The organism is Waddliaceae bacterium (assembly GCA_018694295.1).
Classification (GTDB): Bacteria; Chlamydiota; Chlamydiia; order Chlamydiales; family JABHNK01; genus JABHNK01.
Window position 1 is genome coordinate 1 of sequence record JABHNK010000045.1, and the last position, 20,051, is coordinate 20,051.

Genomic DNA, 20,051 nt, shown 5'->3' on the forward strand with positions numbered 1-20,051 from the left:
AAAGGACAGAAAATACGCTCTACACTGATAACATCGCTAGAGAAGATACTCGAAAAACAAGGCTTCGAAAATATATTAACAACCCCCAAGACGCAAGATTATCAGACTACCCGCGCCGAAGAGCATGCAAGACTTTGTCTAGCAGAAAGGCACAAAGGAAAAGCTCTGCCCATCAGATATTATGAGCGCTTCGATGGCGCATATCCCCTTGATCCAGAAGCCCTTTATGGCCTTTATTCCCTCCCAATATGCAGCATCGACGAAGAACATATCTTTTGCGAAGAAGAAGATCTTCAAAAAGAGCTTATTTCTTCCTTGCAATTCATCGATAAAATAGGTAAAATGCTAGGATTTGAAGGTGCTTTTTCGTGCGTTTCAAACAAGACTAGTCGCCGAGAGACGACGAAACAGTGGAAAAAGTACGAAGAAATGTTGACGTCGGCACTGGAATCGTTAGGGTATTCCTACGATTTTTGTGAAGATATTACGAGTTTCGACCGAGGACCAGCCGTCATTATGCAATATAAAGATGCATACGGCAGAATCTGGGAAGGACCGTATGTCGGTATAGACGTCGTCACTAGAGAAAAAAATATAACGAAAAATGCCTGCAACGAAAAGGCAGCGACCGTTATGATAGAATGTTCTTTTTTAGGAGCACTAGAACGTACCGTCGCTCTTCTTATAGAACAGCATGGCGGACAACAAAAATTACAGGCTTTGCTCGACGATATCGCCGCTGAAGCCTCGACGATATAACTAACTGGCGTTTAATGTCAGTAACCAATATCAGGAGAATAGGAACCCAATTTTGAGGATAAACCAAGAGATAAGGGCACAAAAAGTACGTGTCATAGGGATAGAAGGAAACCAGGAAGGTATATTCTCTATAAGAGAAGCACAGGCTCTTGCAGAAGATGCTGGTGCCGACCTTGTTGAGATAGCTCCGATGGCGACGCCACCAGTCTGTAAGATTATAGACTATGGCAAATATCGCTATGAGCAGACACGCCGTGAAAGGGAGAATAAAAAATCCCAGCACCAAATCAAAGTCAAAGAAGTTAAGCTTAAGCCAAACATCAATGACAATGATTTTCAGGTGAAATTTCACCGCGCAGAGAAATTCCTTGAAAAAGGAAATAAAGTTAAGGTTACATGCATGTTCCGCGGAAGAGAGATGGCACACCCTGAGATCGGCGAAGCCGTAGTTAAAAGGATGTGCAAAGGCCTCGAAGACCTCGGTACAGTAGAAAGCCCGATTAAAAGGTTCGGACGTACTATCAATGTTGTAATAGCACCAGGTAGTAAAAAGAAACCAGTGAATAAAAGTGAGAAAGGAGAATAGAACAGTGCCTAAGATGAAAACACGTAAAGCTGTGGTAGCTCGGTTTAAAGTTACAGGTACGGGGAAACTCGTACGACGACGCCCAGGGAAACGGCATATATTGACGAAAAAGACGCCAAAACGTAAGCGTATGCTCGGAACGCCTGCTATCGTCGACAAAAGCCAAGCTACAATGTACAAAAAGATGATGGGAATCTAGATGCTATAAAAATCGCCGGCGTATTCGACAACCCAAGAGGCTGTTCCCCAAACAATGCCCCGCCGTCGACATAAAAAGCATCTAAGCAATAAAAAATATAAGGATTTATAAAAGATGACAAGAGTAACTAATGCGGTAGCAACAAGACGCCGTAAGAAAAGAATATTTAAAAGAGCGAAGGGATTCGTCGGAGATCGTAAGAATCACCTGCGTATCACCGCCGACGCTGTTATGCGCGCCCTGGCTTTTAACTACAGACACCGTAAACATAACAAACGTAACTTCCGCAAACTGTGGATAATACGTATCAACGCCGCAGCGCGTATCAACGGGTTGTCATACAGCAAGCTTATCAACGGCCTTGCAACGGCGAAATGCGATATCAACAGAAAGATGCTCGCAGACCTCGCAGTAACAGACCTAGAAGGTTTTGCCGCTATCGCCACCTTAGCAAAAGGCTCGCTAGCGTAAGACCTCAATAAAAAGATAGAAATTATAATCCTTGAGCCTTACAATGTGAAGCTCAAGGATTTTTTTTTAGGAGATATATAGATACCATGAAAGACACCATAGCACGCCTGCGTGAGAACTTCGACGTAGCAATGACAGAGATACACGACACCAAAGCACTAGAAGCCCTTAGGATGGAATATCTCAAGAAAAAAGGCCCCATACAAGAGCTTATGCAGGGACTAAGAAACGCTACCAAAGAAGAAAGGCCTTCTCTAGGAAAAGCTATCAACGACATAAAAGTCCATATCGAAGAGCGATGCAGCGCCCTAGAAGAAAGCCTCGCCACAGAAGAACAAGGAGCGCGACTTTCCGAAGAGAATATCGACGTCACACTGCCAGGAAAGAAGAACAACACCGGAAAAAAACACCCCGTAACACAGATGCTCGACAAAGTCCTGACGATAATGAAAGAGATGGGCTTCACAGTACAGTACGGCCCCGATATCGAGACAGACTACTACAACTTCGAAGCACTGAATTTCGCAGAAGATCACCCCGCCCGCGATATGCAGGATACCTTCTACATAGACAAAGACGTCCTGCTAAGAACACACACATCAAACACACAGATGCGCGTTATGGAGACGACTACACCACCAATACGTATCGCCGTGCCAGGGAAATGCTTCCGTAACGAGACGATAACAGCGCGTTCGCACGTTTTCTTCCACCAGGTTGAAGCATTATATATCGACGAAAACGTCACCTTCGCAGACCTTATGGCTACAGCAGAAGAGTTCTTTAAAAAACTCTTCCCCACATACGACATAACAACACGTATACGTCCTAGCTACTTTCCTTTCGTAGAACCCGGCATGGAGATAGATATCTCTTGCCTGATATGCGGAGGAGAAGGATGCCCGATATGTAAAGGTACAGGATGGCTAGAAGTCGCCGGCGCCGGAATGGTACACCAAGAAGTATTAAAAAATGGTGGCCTAGACCCCGAAAAATACTCCGGATATGCTTGGGGACTCGGAATAGAACGCCTCTTCATGATACAAAACTCCATAAAAGATATCAGACTCTTCTTCGAAAATGATATGCGCTTCCTAAAACAATTCTAATGTCAAGGTCTCCGCGACCTTGACAATCCGCGGCAAAGGGAAACATCCCTTTGCAAACCCGCGACAAAGCAAAAAACACAGGCGTTTCGCCTATGCTTTTTGCTTTGCCTTTGCTGTCATCACCATCGCTACGCGATGGCGATGAAATAGGGGAGATGGAGATTTTTGTAGCTTGATTGTCACAAGACGTTGTCGCAAGTTGTCACAAGCGGCTGTCGCAAGATGTCGCAAGAGGTTAGAAATTTTCGACATTCACGGAATAAACCCTGTTTGATGTTGCCCCAAATCCCGTTAATAAATTCAGTTCACAGTTTATAAATCCCCCAGACCCCCTTTTTCATTGAACAATGAATAAACCTGGACACGGCAGTGCCCCCTCTCGCCGTTGTCGTAAGAGTAAGATTGTATCTTTACGTTTGCTATAGGAAAAACAAAGAAAGGAAGTACAATCAATGACAATGGCGACAGCTGTGCGTCCGCTGCGCGCGCTCTGCGCAGTGGGCGCTCTCTGTGTACTCTGTGGCTCTGTGGTGAAAAAATCGGTAGTGCGTAACATCAGTTAGTGATACGTCAACACGCTGGGAAAATGGCGTAGAAAAAGATTCAGAGACAGTTTTCTAGGCGCCTTCGGTTAAATGGACGCTTTTTACTTCCTGACGATGGAAGATTGACAGCCCGCAGCTAATGATGGTGAGGCTTAACCAAAACTGCCAGGGTATATGTTCTCCTAGGAACGCCCATCCGAAGAGGGCAGCGAAGAGCGGCGTCGAAAGCCCTGCGAATGCCATGAATGTTGCCGTATAGCGTTTGAGGAGGAATCCGTAGAGGTTATAGCAGATAAGGTTTGATATTAATAGCAGTGCTAGGCTGTTTTGTATAAAGGGCCACCATGATGTAACGGGGAAAGGATCCCATGTTTCTATTATTCCTGAATATCCCAGTGTCATTATCCCTCCGAAAAGCATGCTGTAGCCGTTAGCAATCATAAAGGAGATATCGCTTTTGGTAACGAGTTTTCGTAGAAGGATCCAACCGTATACCGATGTTGTTGCAGCTACTATCATAGCGAGTTCTGGCCACGAGAAAAATAAGAAAGCCGTTTCTTCTCCTGCAGACTGCATCATGAGTATGGGGAAAAATCCAATAAATCCTATGAGAAGCCCCAGCCATTTTATTGGAGACATTTTTTCTGAGAGGATGACGTATGACAGCAAGACAGAGATAAAAGGTGAGGTGCTGTACAGTAAGCATGTTTTTGCTGAAGATAGATGGTTGAGTGCCCAGAATTCACAGACGTTTGTTATGAAAATATTCACAGTTGCCAGTATAAGGATATCTATCCAGTGTTTCTTATTAAATTTGAAGGAATCGCGGTGGCGCCAAAATTGATATCCTAGTATTAGTGTACCGGCGATGAACATGCGTACGCCTATAATGAAGAAAGGGTCGGCATAGTTTAGAACATTTTTACCGATGGTGAAGACGCTGGCGATGAGGGCATAAAGTAAAAATACTAGTGGCATAGCTTTTCCAGGTGTTCAAAGGAGATATTATACCAACTCTAGTGAATAAGTGCATTAGCGTTCACGTTTTAACACGGATATTTTGCTCCTCTCATTGCGCCACTAAAGCAAGATTGGTGCGTAACATCAGTTATCACGAGAATATTATATCCATGCTTGAAATTATTACCTTTGATAGTGTATAAATGTTGTCATTGGAAGAGTGGCAGAGTGGCCGAATGCGTCTGTCTTGAAAACAGAAGTCCTTTCACGAGGACCGTGGGTTCGAATCCTACCTCTTCCGACCTAAAAAAGCACGCTAAGGCGTGCTTTTTTTTGGTCGAAAGAGGTAGGAGTCGAACCCACGGAGGGGTTCGCGAGGAACGCAGTGACGAAGAGTTGGCGAGCCTGCGCAGCAGGGGAGACAAAGCCCGCAGGGCCGAGGGCAGGCATGCCCGAGTCCATCCTGCCGACTTCGAAACAAAGGCTCGCAATAGCTCGGCTTTTGTTGTTTCGGAAGAGGTAGGAGTCGCAACCACGGTCCTTGTGAGCTGTCGTTTACAAAGTAAATAATATGAATTTGGGGTGATTATGAAAATTAGCGAAATATTTAATCTTGGCAAAAGCCAAGCAGAGCTTGACTTTGTAGATATCGATCCTTCACTTGATACTGCATTGTTTTTGGATCCTCATTTTTTGTCACAACGATCAGATCGTTGGTCACAAGATGCTGCGCGAACAGTCAAAATTTTTTTCAGAAACCTTTTAGATCTTTTAAAATCGGGGGATACTCAAAGAGCAAAAACTATATTTTATTCATTGTCTGAGCCAAATGAGACCTGCCTTGGGCTGTCTCGTGGAAGTCCACAGGGAAGAGGTGTTGGTGCAGAGGATACACAGAAGATTTTTGAGTCAATCCAAAATAGTCAGGCAATAATCAGTGGTCTTGTTGAAGATTTGGAAGATTGCGTTATTTTTGTAGAGAACTTTGGTAAAGATAAGTTGTCTGATATGACTACAAATATTATTAGATTGCAGTTGATTGAATATACACGAGAACAAGCGAATCTTTGGGATATACCCTTATCTCCTGCTGTTCAGATGGGTCCATGTTGGGATACAGATACGAGTTCTTGGGTGAACGAGCATGGGGAGATGCTTGTTGTTAATGGCAGACGAATCTTACTTGTTCCGAAAGGAGTTGTTTCTTATAGCAAAGACTATACTCCTGTTAAATATCACCAGCATTTTGTACTGAACTATTTACAAGATGAACATCTGAAGTTGAATTCATCATTAGTGAGAAGAGACCACCGAAAAGATGGTTCTATAAGAGTCTATGTTACTAAAAAAGACATCAAAGAAACAGAATCACCAGGGACAAAGGAATACCTGATACGATTTACAGAGAAACACCCATCCGTGTTTAAAAAGTTTAAAGAAGAAATGAAAGGTCAAAATGAATCTCTCACTGATAGCGAGTTCAGCGATATTGATATTGAAAGTATTATAGATCATTTGATGAAAGAGTTAAATGAGATAAGTCCGGGGCGTGAAGATGCTTCAAGGTACCATGATTTGATAATTGGTATTTTAGAATTACTATTCTATCCTGACGTGATCAGCCCTGTAAAAGAACAGAGAATTCATGAAGGTCGTAAACGAATTGACATAGTTTTCGATAATGCAGCAGAAAGCGGGATATTTCATGACTTACACGAGATTCATAGGCTCCCTTGTCAGTATATTTTTATGGAATGTAAAAATTATAGTGGGGATCCTAACAATCCAGAGCTTGATCAACTCGCAGGGCGCTTCTCTCCAAATAGAGGTAAAGCTGGGTTTTTAATTTGTAGAACGATTGAAAATATGGACTTATTTTTATCGAGGTGTATAGATACTTATAGAGATGATAGGGGGTTGATTATTCCAATTGTGGATTCTGATCTTATAAAAGCAATGAAAGAAAGAAAAAATAATAAGAGGCTACATCTGAATAAAATACTAAGGGATCGACAAAGAGAAATTCAGTTAAAAAGCTGAAAAGAAGTATGAGGAGTTCTTTTCATAGATGACTTTGGTCTTGAAAGGGCGAGTCAGGGTGTCATCAGGGTGTCAGGCTTGCGTCTTTGTATCTTTTCTTTGCAAACACGCAAAGACGCAAGCCTGACACCCTCCTTCGAAATTTGACGGGGTACATTTTGGAGCTTTATTATATAAAGAAAATCATTTATCCTATTTAAAGATAGGCCCAAAGACAGGAAAACGAAAATTCTTATTTGCGTTTAGGAACGTTTTCAGGCACTATCTTTCTATGTTGCATCAGCCATTACAAAGAGCTGCTATCAGAGTGTGGATAGACCATGAAAAATTAATTACCAAGGCAATATGAAAACCGACTTTTCGACCAATAAGAAAGATCCAAGCAAACAAAAAACCAGAGGTGGCTATTACACACCTCTGCAACTAACAAAATTCCTTACTGACTGGGCTATCAGAACGGGGCAAGAATCTATTTTGGAACCAAGCTGTGGTGACGGAAACTTCCTCTCTTCAATTGTCAATCGACTCCAAGAACTGTCAGATAAAAACAAAAAGATTACAGCTCAGATTGATGCTGTTGAAATAGAGAAAGGTGAAATATCAAAAGCAAAAAAAAGAATAACCTCAACTGATAAACAACATCACAAAATCAACTGGTTTTCAGGAGACTTTTTTGATTATTTTTCGCAAACGCTAAACAAAAAAAAATTTGACGTCGTTTTAGGAAACCCGCCATTCATTCGATTTCAATATTTTGATCCTACGAGCAGAGATAAGGCCTTCAAATTTCTTAGAGAGTTTGGTTATAAGCCAACAAAGCTAGCAAATGCGTGGTCTGCTTTTCTTCAATTAAGCATCGAACTACTGAATGAAAATGGTCGTTTAGCAATGGTAGTCCCGGCAGAGTTACTTCAAGTAAAATATGCCCACGAACTAAGACAGCGTTTGTCACGTATGTTTGAGCATATTGTTCTTGTTTGTTTCAAACGTTTAGTTTTTCCAGAAATACAACAAGAAGTAGTCTTGCTACTTGCCGAAGGAAAAAGAAATTCTCTGCAAAAAGAATCCGATATTCATACTGTCGAGTTCGACGATGGATCTTTTTTGAAAAAAGAAAGCTTAGAAGGGGCTATCGCACATATACCAGCGAAACATTCACGCCCTGATATGAAGTGGACCTCTCTTTTTTTGAAAAAATCTTCTTATGAAGCTATTGAATGCATCCCATCAATTCCTAAATTAGAAAAACTGAGTAAATACGCTGATGTTGATGTTGGTGTAGTAACGGGTAGAAATAAATTTTTCATATTAACCAAGGAGCAGGTTGATCAATATTCTGCTCATGATTACTGTGTGCCTGTAGTTGGGAAAACTTCGGCACTTAAGTCTCTTGCGTTTCAAACTAAAGATATTCAAGCGTACAGCGAACAATACCCAGCTTATCTGCTAAATTTAAAAGGCATTTCTAGAAACGACTTACCCCCCTCATTGCTTGAATATATCGTACAAGGTGAAGAACAGGATGTTCACAAAGGTTACAAATGCCGAATTCGTTCTGTTTGGTACCAAGTGCCATCTATTCATATACCGGATGCATTTTTGTATCGACAAATATATAGGTTTCCTCTACTCACAACGAATCAGGCTAATGCAACTTCAACAGATACAATACACAGAGTAAGAATGAAAAATGGCACTAACCCAAAATGGCTTTCTATGTGCATGTTTAATTCTTTAACTCTTACTTGGGCTGAGATTTGTGGTAGAAGTTATGGCGGTGGAGTACTTGAACTGGAGCCAAGCGAGGCAGAGGAGCTACCAGTTTTTTATAGTGAAGACCTGCCAATTGATTTTGAAAAATTGAATAAATTAATATTGTCTGGGGATTACACAAAAGCGCTGAATTATACAGACAGAATAATATTAAAAGATGCCTTACAGCTTAAAGACTCACAGATAAAAGCAATTCGAAATGCAGGAGAAGAACTGCGAACAAGGCGAATTGGTAGAAAATAATATAATTTTTCTAAACAAAAAACAGAAAAACACTTGTTATCAGAGAGATATGCATGCCGGAATGAAGGTTTCATGAAAAGAGAGTGTGTGTAGAAGTAAATAATGAAATTGAGTTGACATCTAACCGATAATTTTTATTTGGTTGGATCATGTTGGAATAGGCATCTCTTTAATAATCAAAAGTTCTTCTTTTGACAAACCTAATAATAGAGAAACTTTGTCTTCTATACTAGAACGAAGGTTGTTGCATTTCCGCTCTAGTAAAACTGTTTTATGAGGGATAATAGTTTGATTGAGGAGTTCATTACATTCAATTAATTTTATGACTAATGTTGCAATTTTATTCTTTAGGGCCCGACTAATATTAGGAATAGGCAAATGTTCTATGAATTGCTTACCATGAGAATAATAACCGCCTCTGAAAACACTAGTTTTACAACGAATCATCGCTTCACTAAGAGGGTGGCATAAAACCGCCATTAAAAAGAACAAATCAATATCTGCACCCGACCTAGGTCGAATCAAATAATAAGGACCATTTCCACCACCCGTAACAACAGTATTTTTATCATCAAAAGAGTATCTCGGTTCTACGGAAAGTACAGGTAGAATTATCTTTGATCCAGAAAATTTTGTAAGGCTTTGTGAGCGACCAAATTGGTACCACTGTTTTTCAATAGCAGAACCGCCAGTTATATTTCGATCCTCTAACTCACTACGACGCGCTGTTAAATATTCTAAGGCTAGAGGGAATTTTTCTCTCATTTCAGAAGGTTGGATTAATTGCGCTTGCCCATTGTCTATTTTGTAGGGAAAGATCATGTATTTATTTGGCTTGGGTTTTGAATAAGCAATAAGTGTAATGTCTTTTAAACAAGGCCTCAATATTTCCTTTTCTATCAACCATTCGCGACTATCCCATTTAAGGATGATATGATCTTCTTCTTCTCGAAAAGCTGAAAAAATATAAATTGGGTCTTTACTTGTTTGTGCACCAACGAAAATGTCTGCAACTTCGCAGAGTGTTAAAGGGCTTTTTTCTCGAACAGCGTTGAAAATATTTTCAATATCCTGAGAGATGAATGTCCAAGGGTCAGCAGATATGCTGTCTGCTTTTAACAATTGAATGTTTTCTTTTCCCCCGTATTGCCAATTGTAAATATTGGCTACTTTTTCAAAAACGAACTCTTCTGAACTCTCCTTTTGAAGAACCAGAATGCAAGTATAATTAGCGGAGTCTTTGCCAAAAACTTGTTGTGCCCCAAAATGAATTAGCTCTTTCAGCATTTTCTTTTTCGTTATAATAGTTCTTAACGCACTACCCGCTGAGGTTATCATAAATTTGTGTGGCACAATCATGCCAACTATGCCATTCTTTAGTATCAGCTCTAACGATCGCTCAATGAATAAAGAATATTTGTCGAAATTTTCTTTTTTCGCCGTTTGATACGGACTATTTTTCATCTTATATAATGCAACCTCTTCGGGTGAATAGCGCAACATTTTCTGTATTCTGATATATGGAGGGTTCCCAACTATTACATCAAATCCGCCCCGAGACATTTCGTTTGGGAATTCGTTATCCCAGGTAAATGGAGTGGTTATTTCTTCAAGGTGTGAATTTTCTTCAGGTATTTGAGAATGATCTATGAGGCTATTTCCGCAACGGATAATCATGTCAAGTGAGGGGAGAGCTTTATATCCTGTTAATTTGCGATATGCTTGAAGATTTTCTGAAGATTCGTTTTCAATTAGTTTTAAAAGCAAACTAAACTTAGCAATTTCAACCGCATTAGGGTCGACATCTACGCCTCTAATACTCTGTAGTAAAATTCGTTTTTTTTCACTAAATTGAAGCTGCCATATACCTTGTCCAGTATCATAAATTCGAGAGTTATTTTCTTTATGTGTATTTTTAACGTACCAGTCTAAATGATAATTTAGTAGAAATTCAAAGATGCTAATTAAAAATATTCCAGAACCACAACAAATATCAGCAACAGTGAACTCTTTAAGATCATCAGGGTTTCTATCTCTTATTGCTGGAGCCAAAGTCTTTTCCAAAATCTCTCTAACAATATATTGTGGGGTAGATACAACACCGCCGCTTTCTCGGACTTCAGGCTTTTCAACCATAGAAACGATATCATGCTCAATACATATATTCTCGCTTAAAAATAGCTCATAAATCTCTCCCAATACACTCGGCTCCACAACCGAAAATGTGTAGGGGCTTTTAGGGTAATAAAGCTCTTTAATAATCTTTTTTAAAACCTTATCACCAACTTGTACGTGCATTTGTTTATCAATCATAATGTCAAAAAGACCTGAATCGTAAAATTCATCAGCTTTAGCCAGTAACTTCATCAGTGAATCAAAGGTTGATGAAAAGTCAATATTTTTAAGAGTTTCGTATTTCTCAATGTTCCTGTCTTCGCATATACGCAAGAATATTATTCTTGATAAGAATCGCTGGACAATATAAGTCAGTTTTTCAGAATCAAGTTCATTATTGTAAAAATGTATATCTTGTGCTAGCAACAACCGCCAGTCACGAACTTGCGAGAGGAAATAATCATCAAATTGTTTTGACCCCTGCCGAGTTAGGCCGACTTTAAAAATTTCATCAAATTTCCTTGTATAAATAGATTCCCAAGACAATTGCTCATATATTTCGTCAAATTTAGTTTCAAATTCTTCATATGAGTATAGTGCCAGCCTACTTACGTGAACTTCATCATTTTCAAGCGGGGCATGTGAGCAGTCATATATAGCCAGGTAGCGAAAATTTGTAAGTACTGATATGGGCATACTTGCTGAAAAACCATAACGCCTAACCTGAAAAGAGCTAGATTTGTCTGAAAGAATATTTATGCTAGGTTTTTTGGACTCAACAAAGAACTTTCTTTGCCTCGCTATTTTCAATTCATAGTCTGGTTTTTTTGACAGTTTATTTTCGCCGACCTCAACAGTGGCCTCTTCAATAACTTCTCTTAGGTCAAGTGGCTTACCGCTTTTGTTATGAACATCCCAACCTAAAGATTCTAGAAAAGGGGTGATAAACTCTGTTCGAGCTTGTGTTTCGTTATATAGAGTTCCAAGCTTACAGTAATCTTTTTCATTTTTTTTAAAAGCTTTAATAAGACTTTTTATGGATTCTCGCGCTTTTTCTTTATTTTTTTTACAGAACATGATCTTTTTTCTTATTGATTGATTTTATAACACCTAACCTTCCGTTTGAATCTCATGTTTACGAAAAAAAAGGAAAAAAAGTCAAGAAAAAGGTATTATAAGTTATTATAAGTTCTTGTTTTCTTTGGGAAGCAAAAAGGTGCTTTCTGAGCTACTTTTTTAAGTGTAACGCGCAAGCGTAAAGGTTTCCTAGAGATAGAATTATGTGGGTGTCAGGCGTGCAATGGTGCAATCAAAGAATCGCAAATCGCATGCTATGCCACTTTCACTTAATATATAAACACAGATGGAGTAGAATTTATTCTTGAATAAAGAATATTACAAAAATATGAAAAATAAGGAGTCGCAGTTGAGCAAAATATATTTAACGAAATCACGTTTTGTCATGGGGCAGCGATGTCCAAAAGCGCTATTCTTTAGCAATTTCCAGCCGGAACGAGCTAGTGAGGAGTCGACCCTTGATAGGAAGGTCAAGATCGAGGGGATGTTAGTGGGCGAATATGCCAGGACTTACTTCCCCGAAGGCGAGTTAATAGAGACCCTCAAGATTAGCGATGCTGTTGAACGAACTCGCGAAGCGATTGAGAGGGGAGTGCTTACCATTTTTGAGGCGGCATTTGAAGCTGGCGGCGTTGTTATCCGATCGGATATCTTGACGCGCTCGTCGGTAGATTCGCCATGGCGTCTGTACGAAGTCAAGGGCAATACTTATCATAAGAAAGACGAATACGAGAAGATGGAATATCGGAATGATGTTGCAGTTCAAGCTTGGGTTCTTAAGCAGGCAGGAATTGATCTCGATGGTGTTTTTCTTATGCACCTGAATCGCGAGTGCGTTTATCCCGATCTATCAAATTTATTTGTGTCAGAGGACTATACTGAAGAGATTAAGCCGATTCTGGAAACGATGGACGATGATGTCGCTAAGCTACTCAAAATCCTTGGAGATCAAGTGAAATCCGTTGTCGCGATTGGGCCACAGTGTGAGAACCCAAGGATTTGTCCTTTTAAGGAGCATTGTTGGCGCCATTTACCCAAGTACAACGTGTTCAAGATTCCAAGGTGTCATAAGAAGTGGAATTTCTACAATGATGGCCGTTGCGATGTAGACGATCTTAATAAGAGGGAATTTAGCTCTCCACGTCAGGCTCGCGTATTGAAGTGTTATCAGGAGGAACGCCAGTTTCTGGATAAGGAGCTAGCAAGGCAGCTTCTCAGTTCGTGGACATTTCCCATTTCATACTTTGACTTGGAAGCGGTAAGTTATCCGATACCGAGGTATGAAAAAACACGTCCTTATCAAGATCTTCCCTTTCAATTCAGTCTTCATATTCAGCGTAAACCAGAGGGCGATCTTGAGCACTTAGAATTCCTATATGATGGTGTTGATGATCCTAGGGAGGCTTTTATCCAGAATATGTTGGAAGCTCTGCCAAGCGATGGCGTGATTGTTGTTTATCACCAATCCTATGAGCTGACGAAGTTTAAGGATCTGAAAAGAGATTTCCCTGCGTATGGAGATAGATTGGACGATATTATCAGACGTGTTGTTGATCTGAAAAAAGTGATTGAAGAGACAGTATTCGATCCCGAATTTCTTGGAAGCTTCAGTATTAAACGCGTCGCACCTGTTTTGCTGGGGGCTCAGGCGAGCTACAAAGGGCTGTCTGTCAGTGATGGCATTGAGGCCATGCTTTCCTTCCAGAAGTCTCTTGAGTTCAATCAAGGGCATCCTGAACGAGAAAAGATTCGTTCGGGATTGCTTGAATATTGTAAACAAGATACTGTTCTCATGGTAGACTTGCACAATTGGTTAAAAAAACAAATCGAGGAGAGGGTATGAAGAAAAAGAACATCATTGCAGTGGTCTTTGATTTTGATGATACACTGGGACCTGACAGCACTTCTGGGTTTTTAAATTCTCTAGGTGTTGATGTCCCGGGCTTTTGGAAAGAGGTTGATAAGATGTATCTTGACCACTGGGATCCTGTTCCGGCCTATCTCCAGAAGATGATTCTTCTAAATCAAAAGCTTCCCGAAGATAAGCAGATCACTAAGTCGTCTTTACAGAAGTGGGGAGAAAAAACGCCTTTATATAAAGGTGTTGAACAGGTTTTCGAGCACTTACAAGAGCTTATGAGTGATGTCTCTATTCCTATAGAGCTAGAGTTCTACGTGATCAGCAGTGGGATTGAAGAGGTGATTCGAGCTTCTCGGATTAGCAAGCACTTCAAAGATATATGGGCTTGTGATTTTGAATATGATTCTGATGAGCGGATTGTTTTCCCTAAACGTATCGTCAGCTTCACAGACAAGACGCGTTACCTATTTGATATCTCGAAGGGATTAATCGGTTCTGATGCTAGAACAAAACCGTTTGATGTGAACCTAAAGTTTGCTGCTGACGAGAAGAGGATCCCTATGGATCAAATGATCTTTGTCGGTGATGGATATACCGATGTGCCTTGTTTCTCGTTGATTGGAAAGGTTGGTGGGATTCCATTGGCGGTTTGTGACCCAGAAGACCGCCAAAAATGGGGCAAAGCTTGGGGGTTTATGGAAAGTAAGCGCGTGCTGCATTGGGCAATGGCCAACTACGAGCTTGGTTCTACATTACACGGTTCTCTTTGCATGGCTATTGAAAAGATCATAAAGCGTATCGAGATGCGATAACACCCTCACACCCTCATTAGGGGGTAAATGACCATCTACACCATTAGTCATTGCCAGCTTAGTTGACGCTTTCAGCCTGCCCCTCGACATATTTTGACAATAAATTCTTTGAAGTTGCTTATATTAAATAGCTTCTCTAATCTTAGTTTTTTTACGCATGACATTGGAATGATCACAAAAATTGTAATAAAAGAAAAAGGTTTAGAAAATTAGGAGAAAGATCATGAAAAAAATATTGCTACTTATATTATTGCTTTCAAGCTCGTGGGCATATTCGGAAACGATAGTTTCAGGTATTCTAAGCGGTGAGATTGTGTGGATCTCTGAAGAGTCGCCATATGTCATTGATGAAGAGGTTATCATTGATTTAAATTCGACTTTGATCATAGAGCCTGGGGTTCAGATACTTTCGAAAGGAGAATACTGGAGTTCTATTAAGCTTGGCGATGGAGCCTCGCTCTTTTGCATAGGAAGTGAGGATCATAATATTTTCCTGGAATATATCGAAATTTTTCCTCTGATGACTATAATAGAAAACGAAAATGATTATGATTATGATTATGATTATGATTATTCTATTCCGGGCAATGTGGTTATTGAAAATACATCTTTATATCATTCGGTTCTTTATTTTTTGCAGATGACAATTATAGATAATCTTTTCGAAGAGTCTACGTTGGCCCCTTTGGAATGTTCTATTATTGAGAAAAACATCTTCCTTGATTCTTCGATCGAAGTAACATCTGGCATAGCACAGATTAAAAACAATCTTTTTATGAATCCTGGAGGCTGGCCAAAAACTGCTTATAGTTGTATAGAGCCTTTTATTCAGATTGTCGCTGCAGACGACAACCAACCCATAATTATCAAGAATACATTTTTTCTTACCTCAACTCTTTTTTCAACATACGCTTTTGAAACGCTAGACTTTCGCTTCGGCGCTGAACCGAATCTTGTCCCTGACGGGACAACCTTTGACATCAGTAATAATTTCTGGATGACGCGAAATGGAAGATTACAAGAAGAAGAAATTCCAGATTTTTTGCAAGAGTGTTCTAGCGTAATGCAGTTAGAATATTTACCAGCTTTGGATGCTCCTGATTCAGAAACTCCAATATCAAGAGTCGTATCAAACGTATTGGAATACTTTCAAAAAAAAGAACAAAAGTACAACAAAAAATGAGAACTTGAGGAGAACAGATTATGAAAAAATTATTGTTGCTAGCATTAATGTTTTCTAGTTCATTGGCCCATTCTGAAACTGTAATCTCAGGAGTTTTAAGCGGCGAGATTGTATGGACTGCTGAAGAATCGCCATATGTTATTGATGAAGAGGTTATTATTGATTTAAATTCGACTTTAATCATAGAGCCTGGGGTTTATATCATACCGAAGGAGAGCAATGACTGGTGTGATATTTATCCTGGCGAAGGAGCATCTATTAGACTTGGTGAGGGAGCATTGCTATTTTGTATCGGAGATGAAGGTAATAACATTGTCTTAAAAGATATCTCTATTTCTCCTCTTTACTTAAAGGAAAGAATAGCATCGGATAGTCATTTTGTTCTGCCTGGACAGGTTATTATTGAAAATACAACTTTTAAGAATTCTGCCATTTTCAAGTTAAATTTGACATTTATTGGGAACTCTCTCGAGTACTCTGAATTAAGCGACCTGAAGGATTCTATTATTGAAAAAAACGTGTTTGAACAGTCATGGATCAGTTTGGACTCTGGTAGAGCTGAGATCAAAAACAACCTTTTTATAGACAAAGGGAATTATTGGGGCATTGAGTGGCCCTTCATCAAGCCTTTCATTAAATTGCCTTTTGTTGACAACTATCCACCTACTATCACAAAGAATACTTTTTTGGTTACATTTACTTATGCCTTTCAGACAAGAGTGTATTCTTCTCATAATGGTGACGAACCCGTTCCTTATGGAGAAACCTTCAATATCAGTAACAACTTTTGGATGACGCTAAAGGGAAAGTTATCAGAAGAAGAAATTCCAGGTTTTTTACAGGATGAGTTTGCTAGAACCAAGTTAGAATATCTGCCAATATTGGACGTTCCAGACCCAGAGACACCTATGTTAGAAGAAATCTCGCAAATTCTGAATTAACTTAAAAATAAAATAAAAGGGGTCGGGCCTGGGATGGCACAGATGGGTCTAAAACCCCACGGTTTCCCCTCTATGGCTTCTGGTTAATTCTCGTGCCTTTTTCTTTAGTTTTTGTAGAAATTGTGGGTTTAATCTCTACAGGTTAAATTCCCCGCTGCTTGCGGCGGGGATGCTTTATTCAATTATAGGCAGACTAAAGGTACAACAATAAGGGAGAAAAATCTGATATGAATTTAGACTGAAATCAGCTCATCTGTGCCATCCCAGGCCTGACCCTATGATGACTATGATGACCCTATGATTAGTAGCTTCGGCGGTAATACTTGATGCTTCTCCTTTTGCATAAGACAATCGCGAGCTAAAGCGAGCAGAGGTATTAACAACTGAATCTCCACATAATCCTAGCCTTACCCCTTTATACCCTTGGTATAGCGACTGAGCCTTTTGAAAGCCCATAACAGCTAAATCTTTTACACCCATTGTTATCATTGCTATTGTCATACCAATGCGAGCGCGTTTAAATCCCTTGGGGTTTTATTCCCCGTAGCTTGCTGCGAAACTTTCTTTCGGAAATCTAACGAAATTGAAACCTAAATATGAATACCCCGCTGCTTGCGGCGGGGATTCTTTATTTCCTATATTAAAAACCTCTCACTTTGAGATTACTTTCCATTGGAAAAGGTCTTTGAAATCTTTGTAACAAGCGGGACAAATCCAGTGATATTCATCTTTTGTTGAATAGCCTTCATTTAAATCGCTATCTAATTCAGAAAATTTTGCTCCACAAAATTCACAATGGTCATGTTCCCAATCTTCTCGAAATTTCTTGTATTTTTTCTTGAACAGCTTTACGCCTTTCAAAAATTTATCTTGCCCTTGTAAACGCCAATCTTTCATTTTATTCTTCTCCAATTTTATTTTGTTATTTTGGCAATATTGTTCCATCTGGTTTAATACGATACCACTGTCCACCTGGAGCTCTATAATCCCAATGTGGACCAACAGGGTCTTTATGTTCTAAGTCTGGACGATAACTTTCGCCAGTTTCTGGGTCATGATAATTACCTTGTCCATCCCCAGGTTTGCTACCAGCTTTCCCTCTCCATTCAGTTCCATCAGGAGCCTTTTTTGCATCATCCCCAGGCCATTTTGATTCTTCTTCAATGTTTGTAGCTTTCTCTTCCCTTGCTGATTTATAATATTTATAGCCAACATAACCTGTGATGCCAATAACCACAACACCCGCTACAATTAAAGTTGCTGGATTTGATAATACTAATACTCCTGCCCCTCCTCCTCCTCCTACTACTCCCGTGCCGAACGCTTCCATTGGAATAGCTAATGCCGCTAAAGACAGACCACCACCAAAAGAATAGCTCTTTTCATTGTCTATTGTCGCTACCGTTAAATTATATTCTCCTAAGTGTACACCATACACTGCAGCATGGGCTTTTTTTAGCAGCTTATCAATTATAGGTACATCAAAAGAAAATGATATCATCTTGGCAGCGATTCCTTCCATCGCTGAAGAATTCGCGACGATTGCATTATAACCCGTATCATTAAATACAATCTCACTATTACCTATGTCCCAATCATTTGGGTTCCACTCATATTCACTCTCATAGCCATACAAGTCGAAGAAAGCAAGAGGATTGTTATGGACGTAAGCATAAAGATTCGGACCATCACCGAAACCTTGAGGGTCGGGAGTCGTCCAGCGTCCCGTTTCGGGGCAATAGTAGCGTTTGCCTCATCATACGATGATAGTTTTTTTTCCTATTTGAATTTGGTATGATTCAAAATTTGGGCTGTCGTCATAACAGGTGAGGCTTTGTCCGTTGTCGAACATAAGACACAGAGTGCCGTCGTCATTGCTTTTTGTATCAAATACTTCGCAACCTATCAAATTCATAGTACTTGAATTCTGAATTGGAGGCTCCTTGATATTTTCTTGGTTATTTTCTTTTCCAATGGAATGTTTAAATGGACCTTCGACTACGATTGATGTGTCCCTATCAAAATCAAAAATCACTTGATTTTTCGTGAAAGAAACTCGCTCAAGTAAACATCCAATAAGACACGATGTGTCAAAATCTTTTGGTAAACCATACATATTAATTATTCCTTCGTTAAGTACCAGGCGGTAATGGAATGTGTGTTTCCCATCTTGTTCCTGGCTTCATTGTTGATGGATCAATAGGTTGCCAATGCCCCCCTGGCAAAGGTTTCTCTAGTTTCCAGTAACCATTAGGATACTGTTCTGTTTTAGTCATTTGACGAATTCGCCAGCCAGCTGGTATTTTCATCGGTGGTTGTTGAGCCAAATTTGTTGGTGTTTTAAAGTTTGGTGTTGGCTTGGGTTTGCCCTTTAGCACAACAGCCACATCTTCAGCAGCATTAGTAGCTTCGGCGGTAATACTTGATGCTTTTCCTTCTGCATAAGACAATCGCGAGCTAAAGCGAGCAGAGGTATTAACAACTGAATCTCCGCATAATCCTAGCCTTACACCTTTATACCCTTGGTATAGCGATTGAGCCTTTTGAAAGCCCACAACAGCCAAATCTTTTACGCCCATTGTCATCATTGCTATTGTCATACCAATGCGAGCGCGTTTAAATCCTATATTAAAAACCTCTTTGTTGAATTGTTCAGGAACTAAACAATCATAATTATCAGGATTACTCATATTTAATCGCAAGTCTTCAATACTTGAAGATAACGACAACTCACAACCTGTAAAAAAGTATATCCGTGCTTCTACATCAAAAACAACTATTTTCGTTATATCTAAAGTTGTTGTGATGCCAAAAGACATCGCACCAAGCATTTCGCCGTAGACTACTGAAAAAGCTGTATTAGCAACTTCATTAAACACAATCCCACATCCACTTGTGTCCCAATCATTTGGGTTCCACTCATATTCACTCTCATAGCCATACAAGTCGAAGAAAGCAAGAGGATTGTTATGGACGTAAGCATAAAGATTCGGACCATCGCCGAAACCTTGAGGGTCGGGAGTCGTCCAGCGTCCCGTCTCGGGGCAGTAATACCTTTTGCCGAAGAAGACAAGGCCAAGCTCATCGTCGATGCGCTTGCTACAGAAACGCCAAGGGTTTGCTAACTTCGATATGGCAATCTTTTTACCCTTTTTATTAAAGATTTTCTCTTCACCATATGCGGTATACTTATAACTTTCAGCAATCTTACCGCTAGCGGTATCGACAAGAGCAACAACATGACCATATGTATCATGGATAGGAGAATATATTACATCGTCGAGTTCTACGACGACGGCGGCACCAATTTCAGCACCACGTCCTATGCCAAGGACGCGGAATTCTACGACATTATCATCGTCATCGACAGCACCAAC

The 20,051-nt window shown here is 40.0% G+C and carries 18 protein-coding genes, 1 tRNA gene and 1 pseudogene; 12 read left to right on the top strand and 8 right to left on the bottom strand.

What is annotated here, in order from left to right; all coding sequences use genetic code 11:
• The 5 genes from HN980_04735 to pheS all read left to right on the top strand — a co-directional run.
• Positions 1-759: hypothetical protein (locus HN980_04735; protein MBT6928783.1), on the top strand; the 759-nt coding region annotated here is incomplete at its 5' end.
• A gap of 52 nt (positions 760-811) precedes the next feature.
• Entirely contained in the window at positions 812-1,345 is a 534-nt protein-coding gene (locus HN980_04740; protein ID MBT6928784.1) for a translation initiation factor IF-3, read from the top strand.
• Positions 1,346-1,349: 4 nt separating this feature from the next.
• Positions 1,350-1,544, top strand: coding sequence for a 50S ribosomal protein L35 (gene rpmI, locus HN980_04745; GenBank protein ID MBT6928785.1), 195 nt, complete (start codon positions 1,350-1,352; stop codon positions 1,542-1,544).
• Between the two features lie 114 nt (positions 1,545-1,658).
• Positions 1,659-2,015: a 50S ribosomal protein L20 gene (gene rplT / locus HN980_04750; protein ID MBT6928786.1), complete on the top strand. Its 357-nt coding sequence runs from the start codon at positions 1,659-1,661 to the stop codon at positions 2,013-2,015.
• Positions 2,016-2,101: 86 nt separating this feature from the next.
• Positions 2,102-3,124, top strand: coding sequence for a phenylalanine--tRNA ligase subunit alpha (gene pheS, locus HN980_04755; protein ID MBT6928787.1), 1,023 nt, complete (start codon positions 2,102-2,104; stop codon positions 3,122-3,124).
• 617 nt (positions 3,125-3,741) lie between these two features.
• Here the strand turns inward: pheS and HN980_04760 are convergent.
• Positions 3,742-4,647, bottom strand: coding sequence for an EamA family transporter (locus HN980_04760; GenBank protein MBT6928788.1), 906 nt, complete (start codon positions 4,645-4,647; stop codon positions 3,742-3,744).
• Positions 4,648-4,843: 196 nt separating this feature from the next.
• Between HN980_04760 and HN980_04765 the strand changes: the two genes are divergently transcribed.
• Positions 4,844-4,930 (top strand) — tRNA-Ser (locus HN980_04765).
• A gap of 2 nt (positions 4,931-4,932) precedes the next feature.
• Here HN980_04765 and HN980_04770 read toward each other — a convergent pair.
• Positions 4,933-5,091, bottom strand: a complete 159-nt coding sequence (locus HN980_04770; protein ID MBT6928789.1) for a hypothetical protein — start codon at positions 5,089-5,091, stop codon at positions 4,933-4,935.
• Positions 5,092-5,217: 126 nt separating this feature from the next.
• On the opposite strand from HN980_04770, the gene HN980_04775 reads away from it, so the two are divergent.
• Together HN980_04775 and HN980_04780 are read left to right on the top strand one after the other, a co-directional pair.
• A complete protein-coding gene (locus HN980_04775; protein MBT6928790.1) occupies positions 5,218-6,669 on the top strand; it encodes a hypothetical protein in 1,452 nt (483 codons plus the stop codon).
• Positions 6,670-7,014: 345 nt separating this feature from the next.
• Positions 7,015-8,685: an SAM-dependent DNA methyltransferase gene (locus HN980_04780; protein MBT6928791.1), complete on the top strand. Its 1,671-nt coding sequence runs from the start codon at positions 7,015-7,017 to the stop codon at positions 8,683-8,685.
• A gap of 147 nt (positions 8,686-8,832) precedes the next feature.
• Here the strand turns inward: HN980_04780 and HN980_04785 are convergent, their stop codons facing one another.
• Positions 8,833-11,877, bottom strand: coding sequence for an N-6 DNA methylase (locus HN980_04785; GenBank protein ID MBT6928792.1), 3,045 nt, complete (start codon positions 11,875-11,877; stop codon positions 8,833-8,835).
• Between the two features lie 304 nt (positions 11,878-12,181).
• On the opposite strand from HN980_04785, the gene HN980_04790 reads away from it, so the two are divergent.
• The 4 genes from HN980_04790 to HN980_04805 all read left to right on the top strand — a co-directional run bounded on the left by HN980_04790 (position 12,182) and on the right by HN980_04805 (position 16,674).
• Complete coding sequence (locus tag HN980_04790) at positions 12,182-13,720, top strand: DUF2779 domain-containing protein (protein ID MBT6928793.1); 1,539 nt, start codon at positions 12,182-12,184, stop codon at positions 13,718-13,720.
• On the top strand, positions 13,717-14,550 hold the full coding sequence (locus HN980_04795; protein MBT6928794.1) for a haloacid dehalogenase-like hydrolase: 834 nt from the start codon (positions 13,717-13,719) through the stop codon (positions 14,548-14,550). Before HN980_04790 ends, HN980_04795 begins: the two co-directional genes overlap by 4 nt.
• Positions 14,551-14,773: 223 nt before the next feature.
• A complete protein-coding gene (locus tag HN980_04800) occupies positions 14,774-15,733 on the top strand; it encodes a hypothetical protein (GenBank protein MBT6928795.1) in 960 nt (319 codons plus the stop codon).
• 20 nt (positions 15,734-15,753) lie between these two features.
• Complete coding sequence (locus HN980_04805; GenBank protein MBT6928796.1) at positions 15,754-16,674, top strand: hypothetical protein; 921 nt, start codon at positions 15,754-15,756, stop codon at positions 16,672-16,674.
• Between the two features lie 249 nt (positions 16,675-16,923).
• Here HN980_04805 and HN980_04810 read toward each other — a convergent pair whose 3' ends face one another.
• The 5 genes and pseudogenes from HN980_04810 to HN980_04830 all read right to left on the bottom strand — a co-directional run.
• Entirely contained in the window at positions 16,924-17,175 is a 252-nt protein-coding gene (locus tag HN980_04810) for a hypothetical protein (protein MBT6928797.1), read from the bottom strand.
• Between the two features lie 150 nt (positions 17,176-17,325).
• Entirely contained in the window at positions 17,326-17,571 is a 246-nt protein-coding gene (locus HN980_04815; GenBank protein MBT6928798.1) for a hypothetical protein, read from the bottom strand.
• 25 nt (positions 17,572-17,596) lie between these two features.
• Positions 17,597-18,421 (bottom strand): annotated as a pseudogene (locus HN980_04820) (hypothetical protein).
• A gap of 9 nt (positions 18,422-18,430) precedes the next feature.
• Positions 18,431-18,790, bottom strand: a complete 360-nt coding sequence (locus tag HN980_04825) for a hypothetical protein (GenBank protein ID MBT6928799.1) — start codon at positions 18,788-18,790, stop codon at positions 18,431-18,433.
• A 16-nt stretch (positions 18,791-18,806) separates the two neighbouring features.
• On the bottom strand, positions 18,807-20,051 hold a 1,245-nt coding region (locus HN980_04830), incomplete at its 5' end, for an RHS repeat-associated core domain-containing protein (GenBank protein ID MBT6928800.1).